Source organism: Roseateles saccharophilus, assembly GCF_031458095.1.
Taxonomy (GTDB): domain Bacteria; phylum Pseudomonadota; class Gammaproteobacteria; order Burkholderiales; family Burkholderiaceae_C; genus Pelomonas; species Pelomonas saccharophila_A.
On the sequence record NZ_JAVDXU010000005.1, the window covers coordinates 313,873 to 332,772 of the forward strand.

Annotated in this window: 16 protein-coding genes; 11 read left to right on the plus strand and 5 right to left on the minus strand. The window is 67.6% G+C overall.

Annotation, left to right across the window (positions count from 1 at the left end; genetic code table 11):
• Positions 1 to 32 precede the first annotated feature (32 nt).
• Positions 33 to 593: a GNAT family N-acetyltransferase gene (locus J2X20_RS26865; protein ID WP_310272330.1), complete on the plus strand. Its 561-nt coding sequence runs from the start codon at positions 33 to 35 to the stop codon at positions 591 to 593.
• Here the strand turns inward: J2X20_RS26865 and J2X20_RS26870 are convergent.
• The 3 genes from J2X20_RS26870 to J2X20_RS26880 are packed head-to-tail and all read right to left on the minus strand — an operon-like array spanning position 590 to position 6,217.
• Entirely contained in the window at positions 590 to 2,077 is a 1,488-nt protein-coding gene (locus tag J2X20_RS26870) for a M81 family metallopeptidase (RefSeq protein ID WP_310272333.1), read from the minus strand. The two genes, J2X20_RS26865 and J2X20_RS26870, sit on opposite strands and share 4 nt — an antisense overlap.
• Position 2,078: 1 nt before the next feature.
• Positions 2,079 to 3,977: a serine hydrolase domain-containing protein gene (locus J2X20_RS26875; RefSeq protein ID WP_310272335.1), complete on the minus strand. Its 1,899-nt coding sequence runs from the start codon at positions 3,975 to 3,977 to the stop codon at positions 2,079 to 2,081.
• 14 nt (positions 3,978 to 3,991) lie between these two features.
• Positions 3,992 to 6,217: a TonB-dependent receptor gene (locus J2X20_RS26880; RefSeq protein WP_310272337.1), complete on the minus strand. Its 2,226-nt coding sequence runs from the start codon at positions 6,215 to 6,217 to the stop codon at positions 3,992 to 3,994.
• A gap of 169 nt (positions 6,218 to 6,386) precedes the next feature.
• Here J2X20_RS26880 and J2X20_RS26885 point away from each other — a divergent pair, with 169 nt between their 5' ends.
• A complete protein-coding gene (locus J2X20_RS26885; protein ID WP_310272341.1) occupies positions 6,387 to 7,106 on the plus strand; it encodes a helix-turn-helix domain-containing protein in 720 nt (239 codons plus the stop codon).
• Here J2X20_RS26885 and J2X20_RS26890 read toward each other — a convergent pair.
• Positions 7,093 to 8,388: a peptide MFS transporter gene (locus tag J2X20_RS26890; RefSeq protein ID WP_310272344.1), complete on the minus strand. Its 1,296-nt coding sequence runs from the start codon at positions 8,386 to 8,388 to the stop codon at positions 7,093 to 7,095. The two genes, J2X20_RS26885 and J2X20_RS26890, sit on opposite strands and share 14 nt — an antisense overlap.
• A 114-nt stretch (positions 8,389 to 8,502) precedes the next feature.
• Here J2X20_RS26890 and J2X20_RS26895 point away from each other — a divergent pair, with 114 nt between their 5' ends.
• Complete coding sequence (locus J2X20_RS26895) at positions 8,503 to 9,648, plus strand: NAD(P)/FAD-dependent oxidoreductase (protein WP_310272347.1); 1,146 nt, start codon at positions 8,503 to 8,505, stop codon at positions 9,646 to 9,648.
• On the opposite strand, the gene J2X20_RS26900 is transcribed toward J2X20_RS26895, so the two are convergent.
• A complete protein-coding gene (locus tag J2X20_RS26900) occupies positions 9,635 to 10,354 on the minus strand; it encodes a Crp/Fnr family transcriptional regulator (RefSeq protein WP_310272350.1) in 720 nt (239 codons plus the stop codon). The two genes, J2X20_RS26895 and J2X20_RS26900, sit on opposite strands and share 14 nt — an antisense overlap.
• A 123-nt stretch (positions 10,355 to 10,477) precedes the next feature.
• Here J2X20_RS26900 and J2X20_RS26905 point away from each other — a divergent pair, with 123 nt between their 5' ends.
• The 8 genes from J2X20_RS26905 to J2X20_RS26940 are packed head-to-tail and all read left to right on the plus strand — an operon-like array spanning position 10,478 to position 18,887.
• The gene (locus tag J2X20_RS26905) at positions 10,478 to 12,427 is read left to right on the plus strand and encodes an AMP-dependent synthetase/ligase (RefSeq protein WP_310272352.1); all 1,950 of its coding nucleotides are present in this window, start codon (positions 10,478 to 10,480) and stop codon (positions 12,425 to 12,427) included.
• Positions 12,424 to 13,203, plus strand: a complete 780-nt coding sequence (locus J2X20_RS26910; protein WP_310272355.1) for an ABC transporter ATP-binding protein — start codon at positions 12,424 to 12,426, stop codon at positions 13,201 to 13,203. Before J2X20_RS26905 ends, J2X20_RS26910 begins: the two co-directional genes overlap by 4 nt.
• On the plus strand, positions 13,203 to 14,132 hold the full coding sequence (locus J2X20_RS26915; RefSeq protein ID WP_310272359.1) for a branched-chain amino acid ABC transporter permease: 930 nt from the start codon (positions 13,203 to 13,205) through the stop codon (positions 14,130 to 14,132). Before J2X20_RS26910 ends, J2X20_RS26915 begins: the two co-directional genes overlap by 1 nt.
• A 3-nt stretch (positions 14,133 to 14,135) precedes the next feature.
• Positions 14,136 to 15,200, plus strand: a complete 1,065-nt coding sequence (locus J2X20_RS26920; protein WP_310272362.1) for a branched-chain amino acid ABC transporter permease — start codon at positions 14,136 to 14,138, stop codon at positions 15,198 to 15,200.
• A 29-nt stretch (positions 15,201 to 15,229) separates the two neighbouring features.
• Positions 15,230 to 16,546, plus strand: a complete 1,317-nt coding sequence (locus J2X20_RS26925; protein ID WP_310272364.1) for an ABC transporter substrate-binding protein — start codon at positions 15,230 to 15,232, stop codon at positions 16,544 to 16,546.
• 6 nt (positions 16,547 to 16,552) lie between these two features.
• Positions 16,553 to 17,359: an ABC transporter ATP-binding protein gene (locus tag J2X20_RS26930; protein WP_310272367.1), complete on the plus strand. Its 807-nt coding sequence runs from the start codon at positions 16,553 to 16,555 to the stop codon at positions 17,357 to 17,359.
• Positions 17,356 to 17,655, plus strand: a complete 300-nt coding sequence (locus J2X20_RS26935; protein WP_310272370.1) for a hypothetical protein — start codon at positions 17,356 to 17,358, stop codon at positions 17,653 to 17,655. The genes J2X20_RS26930 and J2X20_RS26935 overlap by 4 nt, the downstream gene beginning before the upstream one ends.
• Complete coding sequence (locus tag J2X20_RS26940; RefSeq protein WP_310272373.1) at positions 17,652 to 18,887, plus strand: phenylacetate--CoA ligase family protein; 1,236 nt, start codon at positions 17,652 to 17,654, stop codon at positions 18,885 to 18,887. Before J2X20_RS26935 ends, J2X20_RS26940 begins: the two co-directional genes overlap by 4 nt.
• The last annotated feature ends 13 nt before the right edge of the window (positions 18,888 to 18,900 follow it).

An 18,900-nucleotide genomic window follows, 5' to 3' on the forward strand; every position in this document is an offset into this window, starting at 1 on the left:
TCAGCGAGCCTGTTGCACCTGTTCCGGCAGCCATGGTCACCCGACGTCTGATGTTGCGCCCACCCCGGGGCAGCGATCTGGACACCCTGACGGCGCTGCACGCCGACCCGGCCGTGAATCGCTTCTGTGCTGCCGCCACGCCGCATGGCCGCGAGGCGATCCAGGCACAGTTGCAAGCCTGGATCAACCACTGGCAGACACGCGGCTTCGGCCACTGGGCCATCGCCGAGCGCGACCAGCCCGATACGCTGATCGGCTTTGGCGGCCTCATGCATCGCAGCGTCGCCGGTCACTCGGGCCTCTACCTCTACTACCGCATCACGCCCCAGGCCTGGGGCCGTGGGCTGGCGTCCGAGATGGCGCAGTACGCCATGAGCCAGGCCTTCGAGCAGCACCATGAAGGCGCCGTCGTCGCCGCCGTGCTGCCCAGCAATGCCCCCACGCGCAAGACGCTGGAATGCCTGGGCCTGCGCCTCAAGGGCACCCTGGCCGACGGCCCCGGCAGCGCCGCGGCCCTACTCTACGAGCTGAGCGCCGACCGCTGGGCGACGCTGCCGCGCGGCGAACCCGAAGCGATCGCCTTCGCCGCTTAATCCAGCGGCCAGACCGGCCGCGGCAGGTGCTTGAACGGCAGGCTGCCGATATTGGCCTGCAGGCTGCCCGGCGAGTCGGCATAGACGACCGCCGCTGCCATCGCATCAAAACCCGAGCGGAAATGTTGGGTCGACTTGACGACCACCAGCCGCTTGGCCGCCGGGTCGATACCCAGCTGGGTGAAGCATTCGGCCGAGAACACCTGCTGGCGGATGCTGTTCAGCACGATGTCGATGCCGTTTGCCCGAACCGCCACTGAAGGACCGAGGGGGTCGCTGCCACCGGGCGTCAGGCTGCGCTGGCGGGCGTCGTCGCGGCAGGCCAGCACTTCGACCTCCAGGTCCACCGGATCGCCCGACATCGGCCCCACCTTGCCGCCGATGCGCAGCGGCAGCCGCGCACCGATGCCGGCCGAGGTCGCGATGGCCACGGCTTGCGGGTCCCAGATAAGCCCCAAGGCGACATCGCGGATGCCGCGCGCCAGCAGCTCGCGCAGCACGAAGGTGCTGTCGCCCGCCGCGCCGCCGCCGGCGTTGTCGGCCGTGTCGGCCAGCACCACGGGACCGGATTTGGCCAGGCGCATTTCGGTCTCGGCCAGATCCAGCGCTTCCTCCAGCGGCAGTCGCTTGGCGGCGGCCGTCTCGCGGATGCCGTAGAAGGCTTCGGCCAGTTCCTCCAGCAGGCCTGAGGCCACGCCCGCCGCGGCCGGCGAGTCCTCGGCCAGCACCAGCACGGCCGCGCAGGTGTGAGGCGTGTCGGCCCAGGGGAAGCCATGCAGCACCGACACCGACAGGATGCCCGGCAGCCGCTCTTCGCTGTCCTTCAACCGTGCGACGAAGTCGCTCATCGGCGCGACGGTGGTGCCGAAGATGCCCAGCAGCGGCACGCGCTTCCAGTGGGCCTTGATCGCGAGGTCGCCGCGCACCATCGCACCCAGCATGGCGTGCAACTCCTCGCCGCGCGCGGCGTAGTCGATGTGCGGGTACTCCTTGCAGGCGACCAGTGCAGCCCCCGACTCCAGCATGGCGGGGCTGAGATTGCAGTGCAGGTCCAGCAGGGCGCCCAGCGGCACGTCAGGGCCGATGACTTCACGGACTCGCGTCAAGAGGTCGCCCTCGCAGTCGTGATAGCCCTCGGCCAGCATGGCGCCATGTAGCACCAACAGCACGGCGTCCACGGGCCCCGAGGCCCGCAGGTCGGCCAGCAGCTCGTCGCGCAGCGCCTCGTAGTCGGTTCGTGACAGTGGTCCGGACGGCTGGGCCTCGGCATACAGCCCCGGCAGCAGCGTGTCGCCATGGCGCGCTGCGGCCGCGATGACGCCCATCAGGTTCGGCTGGGAGGTCACCTGCTGCAAGGCCCGCGGGTCGCTGCGGTGGATCAGCACGCCCTCGCGAAAGGACTGCACGCTGGTGGGCAGGGGCGAGAAGCTGCTGGTCTCGTGCACCAGCCCGCCGAGGAAGAGCCGCATGGGCCTGGTGCTCATGTCAGTACCACTGGTTGAAGCTGATCAGGTGGTGGTTCAGGCTGACGATGAGCAGGATGGCGAACGCCAGAACCCAGACGATAGCCAGCGCCTTGCTCCATTGGTCGCCCACCTTCAACACGCTGCGCGCATGCAGCCCTGACACTACCAGGCCGCCGATGGCCGACAGCGCCAGCGCCAGCTGAGCCAGCGGCAGCAGCAGCGTCGTGTCGCCCAGGCTTTCCAGCAGCGACACCACCACGCCCCACAGGCCCAGGGCCACCATCACGCCCACGCTGGCGCCGCGTACCCACGTCACCTGCCTGGGTGGCGGCACGGCCACATGGTGGCGTCGGCGCAGCACGGCGGCGATGGGCCAGAGCAGCGTGGTCAGCAGCAGCGTGGCGATGGCCCCGCCCATCAGCACCAGCACCGTCGTGCTGGCCATGAAGGGCACGGGCTCGAAGATGAAGGCGAAGACATAGGGCTCCAGCCCCCAGTGCTTGACCTTGCCGTTCTCGACCACGGCCTGCAGCCGGCGCTTGCCGTGTTCCTCTTCCCAGAAATAGGGCTTGACCTCGCGGTAGTTGCTGCGCGACCCGGCCAGCTCGATGGACAGGCGCCCGTCCTCCAGGGCCTGGACCTTGACCGGGCTCAGCAGCTGCAGCACCGACAGCCAGGTCGAGTCCTCGCGGCGGGTGTTGCGGTAGTTGCCGGCCATCTGCTGGGCATGCTGCTTGGCGGTGGCTTCGTCCACTTCCGGCTTGGTGGCCGGGCGCGGGTCGGGCAGATAGCGGTCGGCGAAGGACTCGAAGAGCTTGTCGCGCAGCCAGGCGCCCTGGCGCTCGTGGCCAGCGGCATTGACCGACACATACAGGCCGATGCCGTCGTCGACGAAGAGCAGCAGGTCGCTGTGGAAGAGCACGGTGTCGCCGCCATGCGCGAGCACGCGGTGGCCGTTGATGTTCTGCTCGTAGAAGCCCAGGCCTATGCCCGACAGGCCAGGCAGGGGCCGCGTGAGCTGGGTGTGCATCAGCTTGACCGTCTCGGGCTTGAGGATCTGCACGCCATCCAATGTGCCCTGCTGCAGGAAGGCCAACATGAAGCGGCCCATATCCGCACCGGGGGCCGACATGCTGCCGGCCGGCGGCATGCTGATGACCTCGAAGCCCTTGGGCTTGTCGTCCCAGCTCATATAGCCCTGCGACATCTGGCCCTTCAGCGCCTCGGGCAGGGGCTGGCGGAAGGTCGACTGCTTCATGCCCAAGGGGCCGAAGACGTTCTGATCCATGTAGTCGTCGAAGGACTTGCCGCTGACACGCTGCACGATGTAGCCGGCGAGCGAGGTCGCGTAGTTGGAATAGCCGGGTGTCGTGCCGGGGTCGTAGACATAGGGCGGGATATAGGCCTTGAGCACCTTGCCGAGGTCGGGGCCGGCGCTGTCGTAGGTCAGCAGGTCGCGCGCCGTCTCCTCGAAGCCCGTCGTGTGCGTCATCACATGGCGCAGCGTCAGCGCCTTGCCGTTGCGGCCCGGGATGCTGAAGTCCAGGTATTTGTTGAGGTCGGCATCGAGGTCGAGCTTGCCCTGCTCGACCAGCTGCATGACGGCCGTCCACGTGAACAGCTTGGACACCGAGCCGGGCCGGAACAGCGTCTTGTGCGGGTCGACCGGGATGTTCTTGTCCCAGTCTGCCAGGCCATAGCCTTTTTGCAGCAGGGGCTGGCCGTCCTTGACGATGACGACGACAGCGCCCGGCACGCGCGCGGCTCGCAGGGCGCTGGGCATCAGGCCGTCGATGAAGGCCTCGGCGTCGACGGCTGTCAGCGGCGCGGCCGGCTTGGGTTGGGCGAAGGCGGCCGGCAGCGCGCCGACGCACAGGGCCAGCGCGGCGACGCGCAGGCGATTGAGCAACTGCTTCATGAAGTCTTCCAGGGTCAGAAATTGAAGGTCAGGTTGGCACCCACGGTGCGCGGGGCCACCGTCGTGACGTTGAGCGGCAGGCCAAAGGCCGTCAGCGCGGTATCGGCGCCTAGGATGGCGCGCTTGTCGGTCAGGTTGCGCACGAAGGTGGCCAGCTGCCAGCGGCCCATCTCCACGCCCCATTGCGCATCCACCAGCGTGTAGCTGGGCTGGCTGAAGTTGGGCACCGAGCTGCCGACCGAGTCATAGCCGGCATTACGCTGGCCGACGCGGCGCACATTCAGGCCGGCATAGGAGGGGTTGCCGGCCAGATTGAAGGCATAGCGAGCGCCCAGGGTGAAGGCCAGCTTGGCGGTGTTGGGCAGGCGCGAGCCCGAGGGGCCGAGGGCCGTGGAGCCCTCGGTCAGCTTGGGGTCCGTCCAGGCCAGGCTGCCGTCCAGGTGCCAGTGGGCGTCGACCTTGTAGTGCGCCGCCAGCTCCAGGCCACGCACGCGCGCCTTGCCGGCGTTGACGACGATGGTGCTGGCACCTACGGCCTTGGGCTGCTGCAGGTCCTTCCAGTCGATGTTGAAGACGGCGGCCTCGAAGTTCAGGCGCTTGTCCAGCAGATCGGCCTTGTAGCCCAGCTCATAGCTCCACAGCGTGTCGTGGCCGAAGGTGGCGGGTGTGCCGGGGATGACCTGGCCGTTGGCGTCGATGGCCGGCGAGTTGGGGCCGCCGGGCCGGTAGCCGCTGGCGGCGCGGAAGTAGACGTTGCTGGTCTTGTCCAGCGCATAGCGCAGCGTGGCCAGATAGGTCTTGGCCGTGTCGTCGCTGGGCGCCGACGAGTTCAGCTGTTCGTTGACGAAGACGGTGTAGACCTGTTCGTTCTTGGCCACGCGGGCGCCCAGGGTCAACGACCAGGTCGGGCCGATGTTCCAGGTCAGATCGCCATAGAGGGCGCGCTCGCGGTACTCGGAGGGCTGGCCGGTGGTCGTCAGCGTCATGTCGCCGCCGCCGCCCGCCACCTGGGCCCACAGGCGCTGGCCGACGTGGCCGGTCTCCTTGGTGTGGTAGTAGCCCAGCAGCCATTCGACGCTGCCGCGCTGCGAGGTCAGGCGCAACTCCTGGGTCTGCTTGCGCAGGCCGAAGGCGTTGTCCAGCGAGACGAAGTCGAAGGCCGGGTTGCCGCCCAGCAGGGCCGTGGCGTCCTGGCCGGTGGCGCTGTCCAGGCGCTGCGAGGAAGCGATCGCGTTGAGGCGTGCCCAGCCGAAGTCGTATTCGAAGTCGCCCGACGTCAGTCGGGTCTTGAGCTTGTAGGCCTCGCCAGTGTCCAGATGCCGGGTCAGGTCGCCATAGATGGGCTGACCCTTGGCGGCGTCGTACTCGATGACGTTGAGGCCGTTGCGCTGGATGTCCTGCTGGGTGTGGGCCAGGCGGATCTTCATCTTGGACATGGGCTCGACCAGCAGGGACACCCGCGCGCCGCGCGTGTTGCCGTCGTTGATGTGCTCGCCGGCGGCCTTGCCCACCGCATCGATATAGCCGCCTTCATGGTCGTTGAAGGCCGCCACGCGCAGGGCGGCCACGTCCTGGCTCAGTGGCACGTTCAGGACCGCGTTCTCGGTGTGGCCCATGGCGCCGCCGCGGCTCTGGCGTGCGCTAACGCCGACCTTGCCGGAAAACTGCGAGCTGTCGGGTTCGTTGGTGACGTACTTCAGCAGGCCGCCCATGGCGCCGGCGCCGTACAGCGTGCCCTGCGGGCCGCGCAGCACCTCGATGTGCTTCAGATCCAGCAGCGCCAGGTCCAGCGCCGTGTTGGCGCCGCCGACGAAGGCACTGCTGGAGCCGAAGGCCACCTCATCGACATACATGCCGACGGTGGCGATCTGCTGCTCGCCGACGCTGACGCCGCGCATCGTGACGGCGTTGCGGCCCGGGCCGCCCGAGGTCTTCACGTCGATGCCGGGCAGGCCACCCACGTAGTCGCTCAGCGACGTGGCACCGGCGCGCTCCATGGGCTCGGCGCCCAGGGTCTCGACGCGCAGCGGCACGTCGCGCACCGGCTCGCGGCGGCGCGTGGCCGTGACGGTCACGACGTCGAGCTTCTCGACCTCGGCCCTGCCTTCCGCAGCGGCCTGGGTCTGCGCCCACAGCGGCGAGGCGCACAGCGCGGCCAGACCGGGCACCAGCAGCGCCGCGAGCTTGGCGGGCCTGTGGTGTGCGCCGAGAGGAGAGGAACAGCGGGAAGACCGGCTCATGGCAGCTCCAGGATCGGGAAGGTTGTTTGATCCATGAAGTTTCCAATTTGGAAAAATCTTTCCCATTGGTGTAAACCTTAGATGAAAGGCCGAATGCAACTCAGGGCAAGCGAGCAGGCGGCCCGCAGGCAGGCATGGCCTAAGATGAAACGACTCCCTCCCCAGAGACATGGCCCCTTCCAGCACCTCTCCCGGCGACCACATCCGCAGCGTGCGCAAGCGCCTGGGCCTGACCCTGGCCCAGGTGGGTGAGCGCACCGGCATGGCGGTGTCCACGTTGTCCAAACTGGAAAAAGGCAATGTCTCGCTGTCCTACGACAAGCTGATGCTGCTCAGCCGCGGCCTGGGCGTGGACATGGCCGAGCTGCTGCACGACGCGCAAGGCGCGCGCCCCGCGGCCAGTGGCGGCGGGCGGCGCGTGGTGCACCGCGCCGGCGACGGCCAGGTGGTCGACACCCAGAGCTACAAGCAGACCTATCTGGCGGCCGAGCTGCTGAACAAGCGCTTCACGCCGCTGATCGCCGAGGTGCGCGCACGCACGCTGGACGAGTTCAAGGCCGAGTTTGGCGACCTGATCCGCCATCCCGGCGAGGAGTTCGCCTTCGTCATCGAGGGCGAGGTGGCCTTCCATTCCGAGCTGTACGCGCCCGTTATCCTGAAGCCCGGCGACTCGATCTTCTTCGACAGCGAGATGGGCCACGCCTACCTGAAGGCTTCAGAAGGCACCTGCCGGCTGGTGGCCACCTGCGCGCCGCGCAACGGGCACGGCGACGTGATGACGCAGCACTTTGTCGAGGCGTCGCAGCGCCTCGCGGCGCCGGAGCCGGCCGCGCCGGCCAAGGCGGCAAAGGTTGCCGCCAAGCCCAAGGCAAAAGCTACGCGGCGCTAGCCGCCTTTCTGGCGTCCTCCACGCGCTTGAGTTGTGGCCGCAGCGCGAACAGCGCCGCCGCGGCGAGGCCGGTGATCACGCCCAGCAGCACAAAGAAGTTGGCCGGCCCCATCGATCCCAGGTGGCGCCCCACCACGCCCGACAGCAGGTTGCCGCCAAAGGAGGCGAGGAACCAGGCCGCGACAAAAGTGCCGCCCATGCCCTTGGGCGCCAGCCGCGCGAACAGGCCCAGGCCGACCGGCAGGATGTAGAGCTCGGCCACCGTGTAGACGACGAAAAAGGCCACCACCCACAACATGCTGACCGGTGTGCTGCCATGCGTGGAGGCGAGCAGGGCCAGCATCAGATAGGACAGGGCCACGCCGGCCGCGCCCATCGACATCTTGGCCAGTGACGAGGGCTCGTTGCCGCGCTCGGCCGCCCGCCGCCAGCCGGCCACGACGAAGGGCGTGAACAGGAAGACGAAGAGGGGGTTCAGCGACTGCATCCACGTGACGGGCACCGTCGAGCTGCCAAGGGCACGATCCACGCCGGCCTCGGCCCAGACCGCCAGGGTGTTGCCGCTCTGCTCGTAGCCGCTGCGGAAGACGACGACAGCCAGGCCCACCAGCAGCAACGGCACGATGCTCGCGGCCGAGAAGCCGCTGGAGGTGGCCATGGCAGGCTCGGCGGAGCGCGGCCGGTCGGGCGGCAGATGGCGGGCGCCGAGCACATAGATGGCCAGGCCCACGCACATGCCGATGCCCGCGGCGCCGAAGCCGAAATGCCAACCGTAGACCTCGCCCAAGGTGCCGCAGACCAGCGGCGCCAGCAGGGCGCCCAGGTTCACGCCGACGTAGTAGATGTTGTACGAACCGCCGCGGCGCGGGTCGTTCTCTTCGTAGAGGTCACCGACCTGGCTGGGCAGGTTGGGCAGGAAGAGACCGTTGCCCAGCGCGATCAGCAGCAGGGCGGGGAAGAAGGCCGATTCGAAGGCCAGCGTGAAATGGCCCAGGGCCATCAGCGAGCCGCCGATGAGGATGGCGCGCCGCCGGCCGAGCCAGCGATCGGCGAGATAGCCGCCGAAGATGGGCGTGAGATACACGCCGCCCGTGTAGGCGCCGTAGATGAGCGAGGCGTCGGCCTGCGGGAACTGCAAGTGGCGGATCATGTAATAGATCAGCAGGGCCTTCATGCCGTAGAAGGAGAACTTCTCCCACATCTCGGTCAGGAAGAGCACCACCAGGCCACGCGGCTGGCCGAACCACTGCGCGGGAGCGCGGGCTTGCAGGGAAACGTCCACTCGACCTCCTCAGAACCTTCCAATGGGCGTCGGACGGGCTGATTTCAGCATTGCCCAACGATTTTCGTGATGGTACAGTTATTTTCCAAATTGGAAAATTGCATGCAGCGAGCCATGGGCCAACAGACAACGACGAAGAAAGTGGATTGCATCGTCATCGGTGCCGGCATCGCGGGGGCCTCGGTGGCGGCCTCGCTGGCTGGCGGCGCGAGTGTGGCCGTGCTGGAGGCCGAGCCCCATGCGGGTTACCACTCCACCGGCCGCTCGGCGGCCCTGTACTCGGCCCTCTACGGCAACGCCACCATCCGCGCGCTGACGCGGGCCAGCCATGACTACTTGCTGACGCCGTCCCAGGGCATGGTCAAGGAGGCGTTGCTGCGAGAACGGCACACCCTCTTCCTGGTTGGCGCCGGTCAGCTCGATCTCGTCGCCAGCTTCACGGCCGATGCGGATGTGCGCGAACGCACGACCACGCTGAGCGTTGATGAGGTGCTGGCACGCGTGCCCGTGCTGCAGCGCGACCGCATTGCCGGCGCCCTGCTGGACTCGACCTCGGCCGACATCGATGTCGACCTGTTGCACCAGGGCTTTCTGCGCCAGGCGCGCGCAGCGGGTGCGGACCTGCATCTGGGTAGCGGGTTGCTGGGCTTGGAGCGCGAAGGCTCAAACTGGCTGGCCCACACGGCCGCTGGCAGCTTTCGCGCCGGCGTCGTCATCAATGCGGCCGGGGCCTGGGCCGACGATGTGGCGGCACTCGCCGGCATCGCGCCCGTGCCGCTGCAGCCGCTGCGCCGCACCGCCGTCCTCATCGATCTGCCCGCAGGCGTCGACGCCAGCTTGTGGCCGGCCGTCGTCGCCATCGACGAGAGCCAGTACTTCAAGCCTGATGCCGGCCTGCTGCTGATCTCGGCCGCCGACGAGACGCCCAGCCCGCCCTGCGACGCCCAGCCCGAGGAGCTGGATGTGGCCATCGCCGTGGACCGCTTCGAGACCCTGACCGGCCAGCCGGTGCGCCGCGTGCGCCATCGCTGGGCGGGGTTGCGCGTCTTCAGCCCCGATCGCTCGCCCGTCGTCGGCTTCGAGCTTTCAGCGCCGGGATTCTTCTGGTGCGCAGGGCAGGGCGGTTACGGCATCCAGACCTCGCCGGCCCTGGGACGTGTGGCCGCTGCACTGGTGCTGGGGCACGCGTTGCCACAAGACCTCGCCGACATGGGCGTCACAGCCCAGCAGCTGTCGCCGCAGCGCTTCAGGCCGGGCTAGGTTCGAAGCGCCTCAGCCCCTGCAGGTCCAGCACCCTCAGCCCGCCGTATTCAATGCGAATCAGCTTGGCCTCGCTGAGGCAATGCAGGGCCTGGTTCACACGCTGACGCGACAGGCCCACCAGATAGCCCAGCTCCTGCTGCGTGATGCGCAGCCAGTTGCCTACACCCGGGTAGAGCGTCGGGTGGAAGAGGGCGGCCAGGTTGCGGGCCACGCGCACGTCGGGGTCGTGGATGCGGTCGGTCTCCCGGGCGGCGATGAACTGGCCCAGGCGCTCGTTCAGCTGGTCCAGCACGAAGCGGTTGAAGGCGATGCTGCCGTCCAGCAGCGCATGGAAGCTGTCGATGGGCAGGCCGGCGACGACGCTGGGGCGCAGGGCCTGGATGTTGTAGCGGTAGACCTCGCGCTTGAGCAACGTCCCCTCGCCGAACCAGCCGCCCGGCGGGATGCCGGTGAACGTGACGGCCTGGCCGAGCGAGTCGTCGTTGTTCATCTTGAGGAGGCCATCGACGACGCCGAACCACAGCGTTGCCGGCCGACCGATGCGGCACAGCCGCTCGCCGGGCTCGGCGTCGCCCACTTCCAGCGTCGTGACGGCGCGTTCCCGCATGGGACCATCCAGTAGCTTCAGCCAGGGAATGGCGTCCAGCTCGGCCGGCGTCGGCCGTCGGGTGCGCTGTCTGAGCGGCAGGGACGTGTCGACCATGGGGGCGGGAAAGTCTGGGTCGTGAAAGCCCCTAAATTGTCGTCGTACCGACAGATGGGCGTCAAAGTCCTGACCAGAATGCGCTCACAGACAGGGGCTTGAGTCCCTGCAACGGAGACTGGCTTGACCGCGACCTTCCCTCGGCTCTTGCTCGACCATGCCGCCCAACGGCCCGACGCGCCCGCTTTGCGCGAGAAGGCCTTTGGCGTCTGGCAGACGCTGTCGTGGGCGCAGCTCGCCGCCCTGGTGCAAGACCTGGCCCTGGGTCTGGCCGCGGCCGGCCTGCGCCGTGGCGAGCACCTGGTTGTCGTGGGCGAGAACCGCCCGCGCCTTTACGCGACCATGCTGGCCGCACAGTCCCTCGGCGCCGTGCCGGTGCCGCTGTATCAGGACGCTGTTGCCGCCGAATTCGTCTTCCCGCTGAACAACGCCGAGATCGCCTTTGCCGTCGTCGAGGACCAGGAGCAGGTCGACAAGCTGCTGGAGCTGCGCGAGCAATGCCCACAGTTGAAAAGCATCTGGTTCGACGACCCGCGCGGCCTGCGCAACTATGACGAGCCGGGCCTGGTTTCGCTGGATGCACTGATCGAGCAGGGCCACGCGGCCCGCGCCCAACGGCCCGACTTCTTTGCCGCCGAGGTGGCCGCCGGCCAGCCCGGCGACGTCGCGGCGCTGTTCTTCACCTCCGGCACGACGGGCAACCCCAAGGGCGTCATGCATACGCATGCGACGCTGATCGATCGCGCCCAGGCCGGCCAGCGCTTCGACAAGCTGAGCGACCATGAAGAGGTGCTGGCCTATCTGCCGCCGGCCTGGGTGGGCCAGAACATCTTCAGCTATGCCCAGTGGCTGGCCGTGGGCTATGTCGTCAACTGCCCGGAGTCGGCCTCCACCGTCAGCATCGACCTGAAGGAGGTCGGCCCGACCTACTACTTCGCGCCGCCTCGCGTCTTCGAGGGTCTGCTGACGACGGTGATGATCCGCATGGAGGATGCCTCGGCGATCAAGCGCTGGCTGTTCGAGCGCTGCATGAGCCTGGCGCGCCGCGTCGGCCCGCGCTTGATGGACAAGCAGCCCGTCGGCCTGCTGGACCGCTTGGCCTATGCGCTGGGTGATGTGCTGATCTATGGGCCGCTGCGCAACACCCTGGGCTTCTCGCGCGTGCGTGTCGCCTACACGGCGGGCGAGGCCATCGGCCCCGACCTGTTCAGCTTCTATCGTGCCATCGGCATCAACTTGAAGCAGCTCTACGGCTCGACGGAGACGGCCGTCTTCGTCTGCCTGCAGCCCGACCACGAGGCCCGCTCGGACACGGTGGGTGTGCCCATCGAGGGTGTGGAGATCAAGCTGACCGACAGCGGCGAGCTGCTGGTGCGCTCGCCTGGCCTGCTCAAGGGCTATTACAAGAACGATGCGGCCACGGCCGAGGCGCTGACGGCCGACGGCTGGTTCCACACCGGCGACGCGGGCTTCCTGACGCCCGGCGGCCACCTGAAGATCATCGACCGCGCCAAGGATGTCGGCCGCCTGATGGGCGGTACCTTTGACGGTGCGATGTTTGCGCCGAAGTACGTCGAGAACAAGCTGAAGTTCTTTCCGCACATCAAGGAGGCGGTCTGCTTCGGCGACAAGCGCGACAAGGTCTGCGCCTTCATCAACATCGACTTCGAGGCCGTCGGCAACTGGGCCGAGCGCCGCAACCTGCCCTATGCCGGCTATACCGACCTGGCCCAGCGCGCCGAGGTCTACGACCTCATCCTCGACTGCGTGGAGAAGGTCAACGCCGACCTGGCCCAGGACGAGTTGCTGGCCGGCAGCCAGATCAGCCGCTTCCTCATCCTGCACAAGGAGCTGGATGCCGACGATGGCGAGCTGACCCGCACGCGCAAGGTCAGGCGCGGTGCCATCGCCGACAAATACGGCGTGCTCATCGAGGCTCTCTACGAAGGCAAGGTCTCGCAGTACATCCAGACCCAGGTCAAGTTCGAGGATGGCCGCACGTCCATGATCGCGGCCGATCTGCGCATCGTGGAGGCCCGCACCTTCCCGTCAGTGAAGGGGGCTGCCGCATGAAGAAGATCGGCGACGTCGTCCTCGACGTGAAGAACATCTCGCTGGCCTTTGGCGGCGTGAAGGCGCTGACCGACATCAGCTTCGATGTCCGCGAGCATGAGATCCGCGCCATCATCGGCCCCAATGGCGCGGGCAAGAGCTCGATGCTGAACTGCATCAACGGCGTCTACCAGCCCCAGCAAGGCCTCATCACGCTGCGCGGCAAGACCTATCACGGCATGAGCCCGCGCCAGGTTGCCGAGATGGGCGTGGCCCGCACTTTCCAGAACCTGGCCCTGTTCAAGGGCATGAGCGTGCTGGACAACATCATGACCGGCCGCAACCTGCGCATGCAGCGCGGCCTGTTCTGGCAGGCCCTGCATGTCGGCCCGGCGCGGCGCGAGGAGACCGAGCAGCGCGCGGCGGTGGAGCGCATCATCGATTTCCTCGAGATCCAGGCCTACCGCAAGACGCCGGTCGGCCGCCTGCCCTATGGCCTGCAAAAGCGCGTGGATCTCGGCCGGGCGCTGGCCATGGAGCCCAGCCTCTTGCTGCTGGACGAGCCCATGGCCGGCATGAATGTGGAAGAGAAGCAGGACATGTGCCGCTTCATCCTCGACGTCAATGACGAGTTCGGCACCACCATCGTGCTGATCGAGCACGACATGGGCGTCGTCATGGACATCTCCGATCGCGTCGTCGTGCTGGACTACGGCAAGAAGATCGGCGACGGCGTGCCGGACGAGGTGCGCAGCAACGAAGACGTGATCAAGGCTTACCTGGGGGCAGGACACTGATGGGCCCGTTTCTCGAAACCCTGATCGGCGGCCTGATGGCGGGGATGCTCTATTCCCTGATTGCGCTGGGCTTTGTACTGATCTTCAAGGCCAGTGGCGTGTTCAATTTCGCGCAAGGCGCCATGGTGCTGTTCGCGGCGCTGGCGATGGCGCGCTTTGCCGAGTGGCTGCCCAAGTTCACGGGCATGGACAGCAAGGTGCTGGTCAATGTGCTGGCCTTTGTGGGTGCGCTGGCCGTCATGGTGGTCGTGGCCTGGCTGGTCGAACGGCTGGCGCTGTCCAAGCTCGTCAACCAGGAAGGCATCACGCTGCTGATGGCCACGCTGGGCATCGCCTATCTGCTCGAAGGCGCGGGCCAGATGCTGTTCGGCAACGACATCTACAAGATCGACATCGGCCTGCCCAAGGACCCGATGTTCCTGTTTGAGCAGACCTTTGAAGGCGGCATCCTCGTCAGCAAGGAAGACCTCTATGCGGCGCTGATCGCCGCGGCCCTGGTCGCCGGCCTGAGCCTGTTCTTCCAGAAGACCGCGACCGGCCGCGCCCTGCGCGCGGTCGCCGACGACCACCAGGCCGCGCAAAGCATCGGCATCCCGCTGTCGCGCATCTGGGTCATCGTCTGGAGCGTCGCCGGCTTTGTCGCACTCGTCGCCGGGATGATCTGGGGCAGCAAGCTGGGCGTGCAGTTCTCGCTGTCGCTGGTGGCGCTGAAGGCGCTGCCGGTGGTCATCCTGGGTGGGCTGACCAGCGTGCCGGGTGCCATCGTCGGTGGGCTGCTGATCGGCGTGGGGGAGAAGCTGTCGGAGGCCTACCTCGGGCCGATGCTCGGGGGCGGGATCGAGTACTGGTTCGGCTACGTGCTTGTGCTTGTCGTATTGCTGGTGAGGCCCCAAGGGCTCTTCGGCGAGAAGATCATTGATCGGGTTTGAACCATGCTGTACAGAGAGAACGGTCAGTTCAAAACCTCGTACCCGGCGGACAGCCAGATCCTGCCCATCCGCCAGGACCGCATCGCGATGGCGTTGATGCTGATCGCCGCCTTTGTCGTCATCCCGTTGTTGAGTAGCGAGTACCTGCTGCGCGCCATCTTCATCCCCTTCCTGATCCTGTCCCTGGCCGCGCTGGGCCTGAACGTGCTGGTCGGCTATTGCGGCCAGATCTCACTGGGCTCGGGCGCCTTCATGGCCGTGGGCGCCTACGTGGCCTACAACTGCCAGGCTCGCTTCGAAGGCATGCCGCTGATCGTGTCGCTGCTGGCGGGCGGCCTGGGTGCCACAGTCCTGGGCGTGGCCTTTGGGCTGCCGTCGCTGCGCATCAAGGGCCTGTATCTTGCCGTCGCCACGCTGGCGGCGCAGTTCTTTGTCGACTGGGCCTGCCTGCGCCTGCCCTGGGTCACCAACGGCTCATCGTCGGGCTCGGTCAGCGTGGCGGGGTTGAGCCTCGCAGGCTTCAGCGTCGAGTCGCCGGCGTCGCGTTATCTGCTGTGCCTCGCCTTTGTCGTCGTGTTCGCGCTGGGCACCAAGAACCTGGTGCGCGGCCATATCGGCCGCTCGTGGATGGCCATGCGCGACATGGACGTGGCGGCCAGCGTGATCGGCATCCGGCCCATGCAGGCCAAGCTCAGCGCCTTTGCCGTGTCGAGCTTCATCATCGGCGTGGCCGGGGCGCTGTGGGGCTTCGTGCACCTGGGCTCCTGGGAGCCGGCGGCCTTCGGCATCACACGCAGCTTCGACCTGCTCTTCATGGTCATCATCGGCGGCCTGGGTTCGATCTCGGGCGCCTTCTTCGGCGCGGCCTTCATCGTCGTGCTGCCGTTGGTGCTGGACAAGCTGCCCTACTGGACCGGCCTGCCCATGGACACGGCCACCGCCTCGCATCTGGCACTGATGATCTTCGGCGCCCTTATCGTGTTCTTCCTCATCAAGGAACCACACGGACTTGCGCGACTCTGGGCGACCGCCAAGGAAAAGCTCAGACTCTGGCCCTTCCCTCACTGATACCCACAACGACGACAGGAGACAGCCCCATGAAGACTCTCATCACCTGCGCGGCCCTCGCCGCCCTGCAACTCTTCGCGGCCCCTGCCGCCGTGGCCCAGGCCAAGGAGCAGTTCTTCCCGTTGCTGGTCTATCGCACCGGGCCCTATTCGCCCAACGGCACGCCCTGGGCCAATGGCAAGCAGGACTACATCAAGCTCATCAATGCCCGTGACGGCGGCGTCAACGGCGTCAAGCTGACCTTCGAGGAATGCGAGACCGGCTACGCGACCGACAAGGGCGTGGAGTGCTACGAGCGCCTGAAGGGCAAGGGCGCCAGCGTCTTCGACCCGCAAGCCACCGGCATCACCTTCGCGCTGACCGACAAGGTGCCCAACGACAAGATCCCGCTGATCACCCTGGGCTATGGCCTGTCGGCCTCGGCCGACGGTGGCGTGTTCGCCTGGAACTTCCCGCTGATGGGCAGCTACTGGACGGCGGCCGACGCCCTCATCCAGCACCTGGGCAAGAAGGAAGGCGGCCTGGACAAGCTCAAGGGCAAGAAGATCGCCCTGGTCTATCACGACAGCCCCTTCGGCAAGGAGCCCATTCCCATGCTGGAGGAGCGCCAGAAGATGCATGGCTTCGAGCTCATCAAGATCCCGGTGACGGCGCCCGGCGTGGAGCAGAAGTCGGCCTGGCTGGAAGTGCGCAAGCAGCGGCCCGACTATGTGCTGCTGTGGGGCTGGGGTGTCATGAACTCCACCGCGCTGAAGGAGGCCCAGGCCACCGGCTATCCGCGCGAGAAGATGTACGGCGTCTGGTGGTCGGGCGCCGAGCCCGACGTGAAGGACGTGGGCGAGGGCGCCAAGGGCTACAACGCGCTGAACCTCAACACCTCGGGCCAGTCGCCCAAGGTCATCCAGGACATCCTCAAGCATGTGCACGACAAGGGCCAGGGTACGGGGCCCAAGGACGAGGTCGGCTCGGTGCTCTACACCCGTGGCCTGGTCATCCAGGCGCTGGCCGTCGAGGCGGTGCGCCGCGCGCAGGAGCGCTTCGGCAAGGGCAAGGTCATGACCGGCGAGCAGGTGCGCTGGGGCCTGGAGAACCTGGCGCTGGACGACAAGAAGCTCGCCGCCCTGGGCCTGACCGGCGTCATCCGCCCCATCAGCACCAGCTGCTTCGACCACCAGGGCTCGACCTCGGTGCGCGTGCACACCTGGGACGGCGCGAAATGGAACTTCAGCAGCGATTGGTACCAGGCGGACGAGCAGATCATCAAGCCCATGGTCAAGGCGGCGGCCGACAAGTACGCCGGCGAGAAGAAACTCACCCGCCGCACGTCGGCCGATTGCCAGAGCTGATCTGACATGGACAAGCCGCTGCTCGATGTGAACGGCATCGAGGTCATCTACAACCACGTCATCCTCGTGCTCAAGGGTGTGAGCCTGCGCGTGGCCGAGGGCCAGGTGGTGGCCTTGCTGGGCGGCAACGGCGCTGGCAAGACCACCACGCTGCGCGCCGTCTCCAACCTGCTGGAAGGCGAGCGCGGCGAGGTCACCAAGGGCAGCATCGAGCTGCGTGGCGAGCGCATCGAGAAACTGTCGACGGCGGCCATGGTGGAGCGCGGCGTCGTGCAGGTCATGGAGGGCCGGCACTGCTTCGCCCACCTGACCATCGAAGAGAACCTGATGACCGGCGCCTACACGCGCAAGGATGGCAAGGCCGCGGTGCGCGACACCCTGGACAAGGTCTACAACTACTTCCCGCGCCTGAAGACGCGCCGCGGCAGCCAGGCGGCCTACACCTCGGGCGGCGAGCAGCAGATGTGCGCCATCGGCCGCGCGCTGATGGCCAACCCGAAGATGGTGCTGCTGGACGAACCGTCCATGGGCCTGGCGCCGCAGATCGTCGAGGAGGTGTTCGAGATCGTGCGCGACCTCAACGCCAAGGAGAGGACGACCTTTTTGCTGGCCGAGCAGAACACCAGCATGGCCCTGCGCTATGCCGACTATGGCTACATCCTCGAGAACGGCCGCGTCGTCATGGACGGCGCCGCGGCCGAGCTGCGCGAGAACGAGGACGTCAAGGAGTTCTATCTCGGCGTCGGTGGGGAAGGGCGGCGCAGTTTCAAGGACGTCAAGTCCTACAAGCGCAGAAAGAGGTGGTTGGCATGAGTGACGACAGCTGGGACATCGCCCCGCCACCCTTCAACGCGGATTCGGCCCTGCAGACCATGAAGCGCTTTGCCCGCGACCAGCGTGTACTGGCCGAGCGCAGCGAGGGCTGGCTGATGGGTGCCGATGTGGTGCTCAAGCTCGCCATTGACGGCGCGACAGTCAAGGTGCAGCTGGCCAAGCGGCCCGCGCGTACGCCCGAGTGGGACACGTTCACGCTGAAGTCGGCCACCGAGCTGCGCAAGCTTCAGGACGAGATCAAGCGCCGGCTGACGCGCTGGAAGGACGACGAGTGACGGAGTTCTACGACGCGCTCGAAACGCGCGTTCCCGCGCAGCGCGAGGCCGCGCTGATGGCGGCCCTGCCCGAGCAGATCGCCCACGCGCAGTCCAGCAGCCTGGCCTATACCGAGCTGCTGACTGGCGTTGACGCCGCCAGCATCACGTCGCGAGCGTCGCTCGCCGCTTTGCCGCTGACGCGCAAGAGCAGCCTGGCCGCAGCCCAGGCCGCGCGGCGCGCGCTGCGCCTGGGTGGCTTCGCCGCCGGCATGCCGCGGCGCGTCTTCCAGTCTCCGGGACCGCTGTACGAGCCCGAGCCCGATGCCGATGGCGTCGACCCCTGGCGCGCGGCCCGGGCCCTGCATGCGGCCGGCATCCGTGCCGGCCAACTCGCTCATGTGAGCTTCAGCTACCACCTGACGCCCGCCGGCGCCATGATGGAAGCGGGCCTGCGGGCCCTCGGCGCGGCGAGCTTCCCTGGGGGTGTCGGCAACACCGAGCTGCAATTGCAGGCCCTGCTCGATCTGCAGCCCGAGGCCTATGTCGGCACGCCCAGCTTTCTGCGCATCCTGCTCGAGAAGGCGGCCGAGGGTGGCCATGCGCTGCCCTATCTGCAGCGCGCCCTGGTCAGCGGCGAGGCCTGCCCGCCGGCCCTGGTCGGCTGGTTCGCCGAGCGCGGCGTCGACGCCTACCAGTGCTATGCGACGGCCGACCTCGGCCTGATCGCCTACCAGACCCCGGCGCGCGAAGGCCTGGTCGTCGACGAGGGCGTCATCGTCGAGATCGTGCGGCCGGGTACCGGAGATCCGCTGCCCGATGGCGAGGTCGGCGAGGTCGTCGTGACGACCTTGTCGCCGGGCTACCCGCTGATCCGCTTCGCCACCGGCGACCTCTCCGCCGTGCTGCCGGGCCCCAGCCCCTGCGGTCGCAGCAACCAGCGCCTGCGCGGCTGGCTGGGCCGGGCCGATCAGTCGGCCAAGGTGCGCGGCATGTTCGTGCATGCCGGCCAGGTGGCCGAGGTGCTGGCGCGCTGCGGCCAGCGCGGCCGGGCCCGCCTCATCGTCGATGGCGAGCTGGCCAATGACCGCATGAGCCTGCAGCTCGAGGTCGAAGGCCAGCCGGCCGGCCTGGGCGAGCAGTTGCGGTCGGCATTGCGCGACATCACCAAGCTGCGTGGCGACGTCGAGCTCGTCGCGCCGGGCAGCCTGCCCAACGACGGCCGGGTCATCGAGGATCGCCGTAGCGTGTGACGCGGGTTTGAAA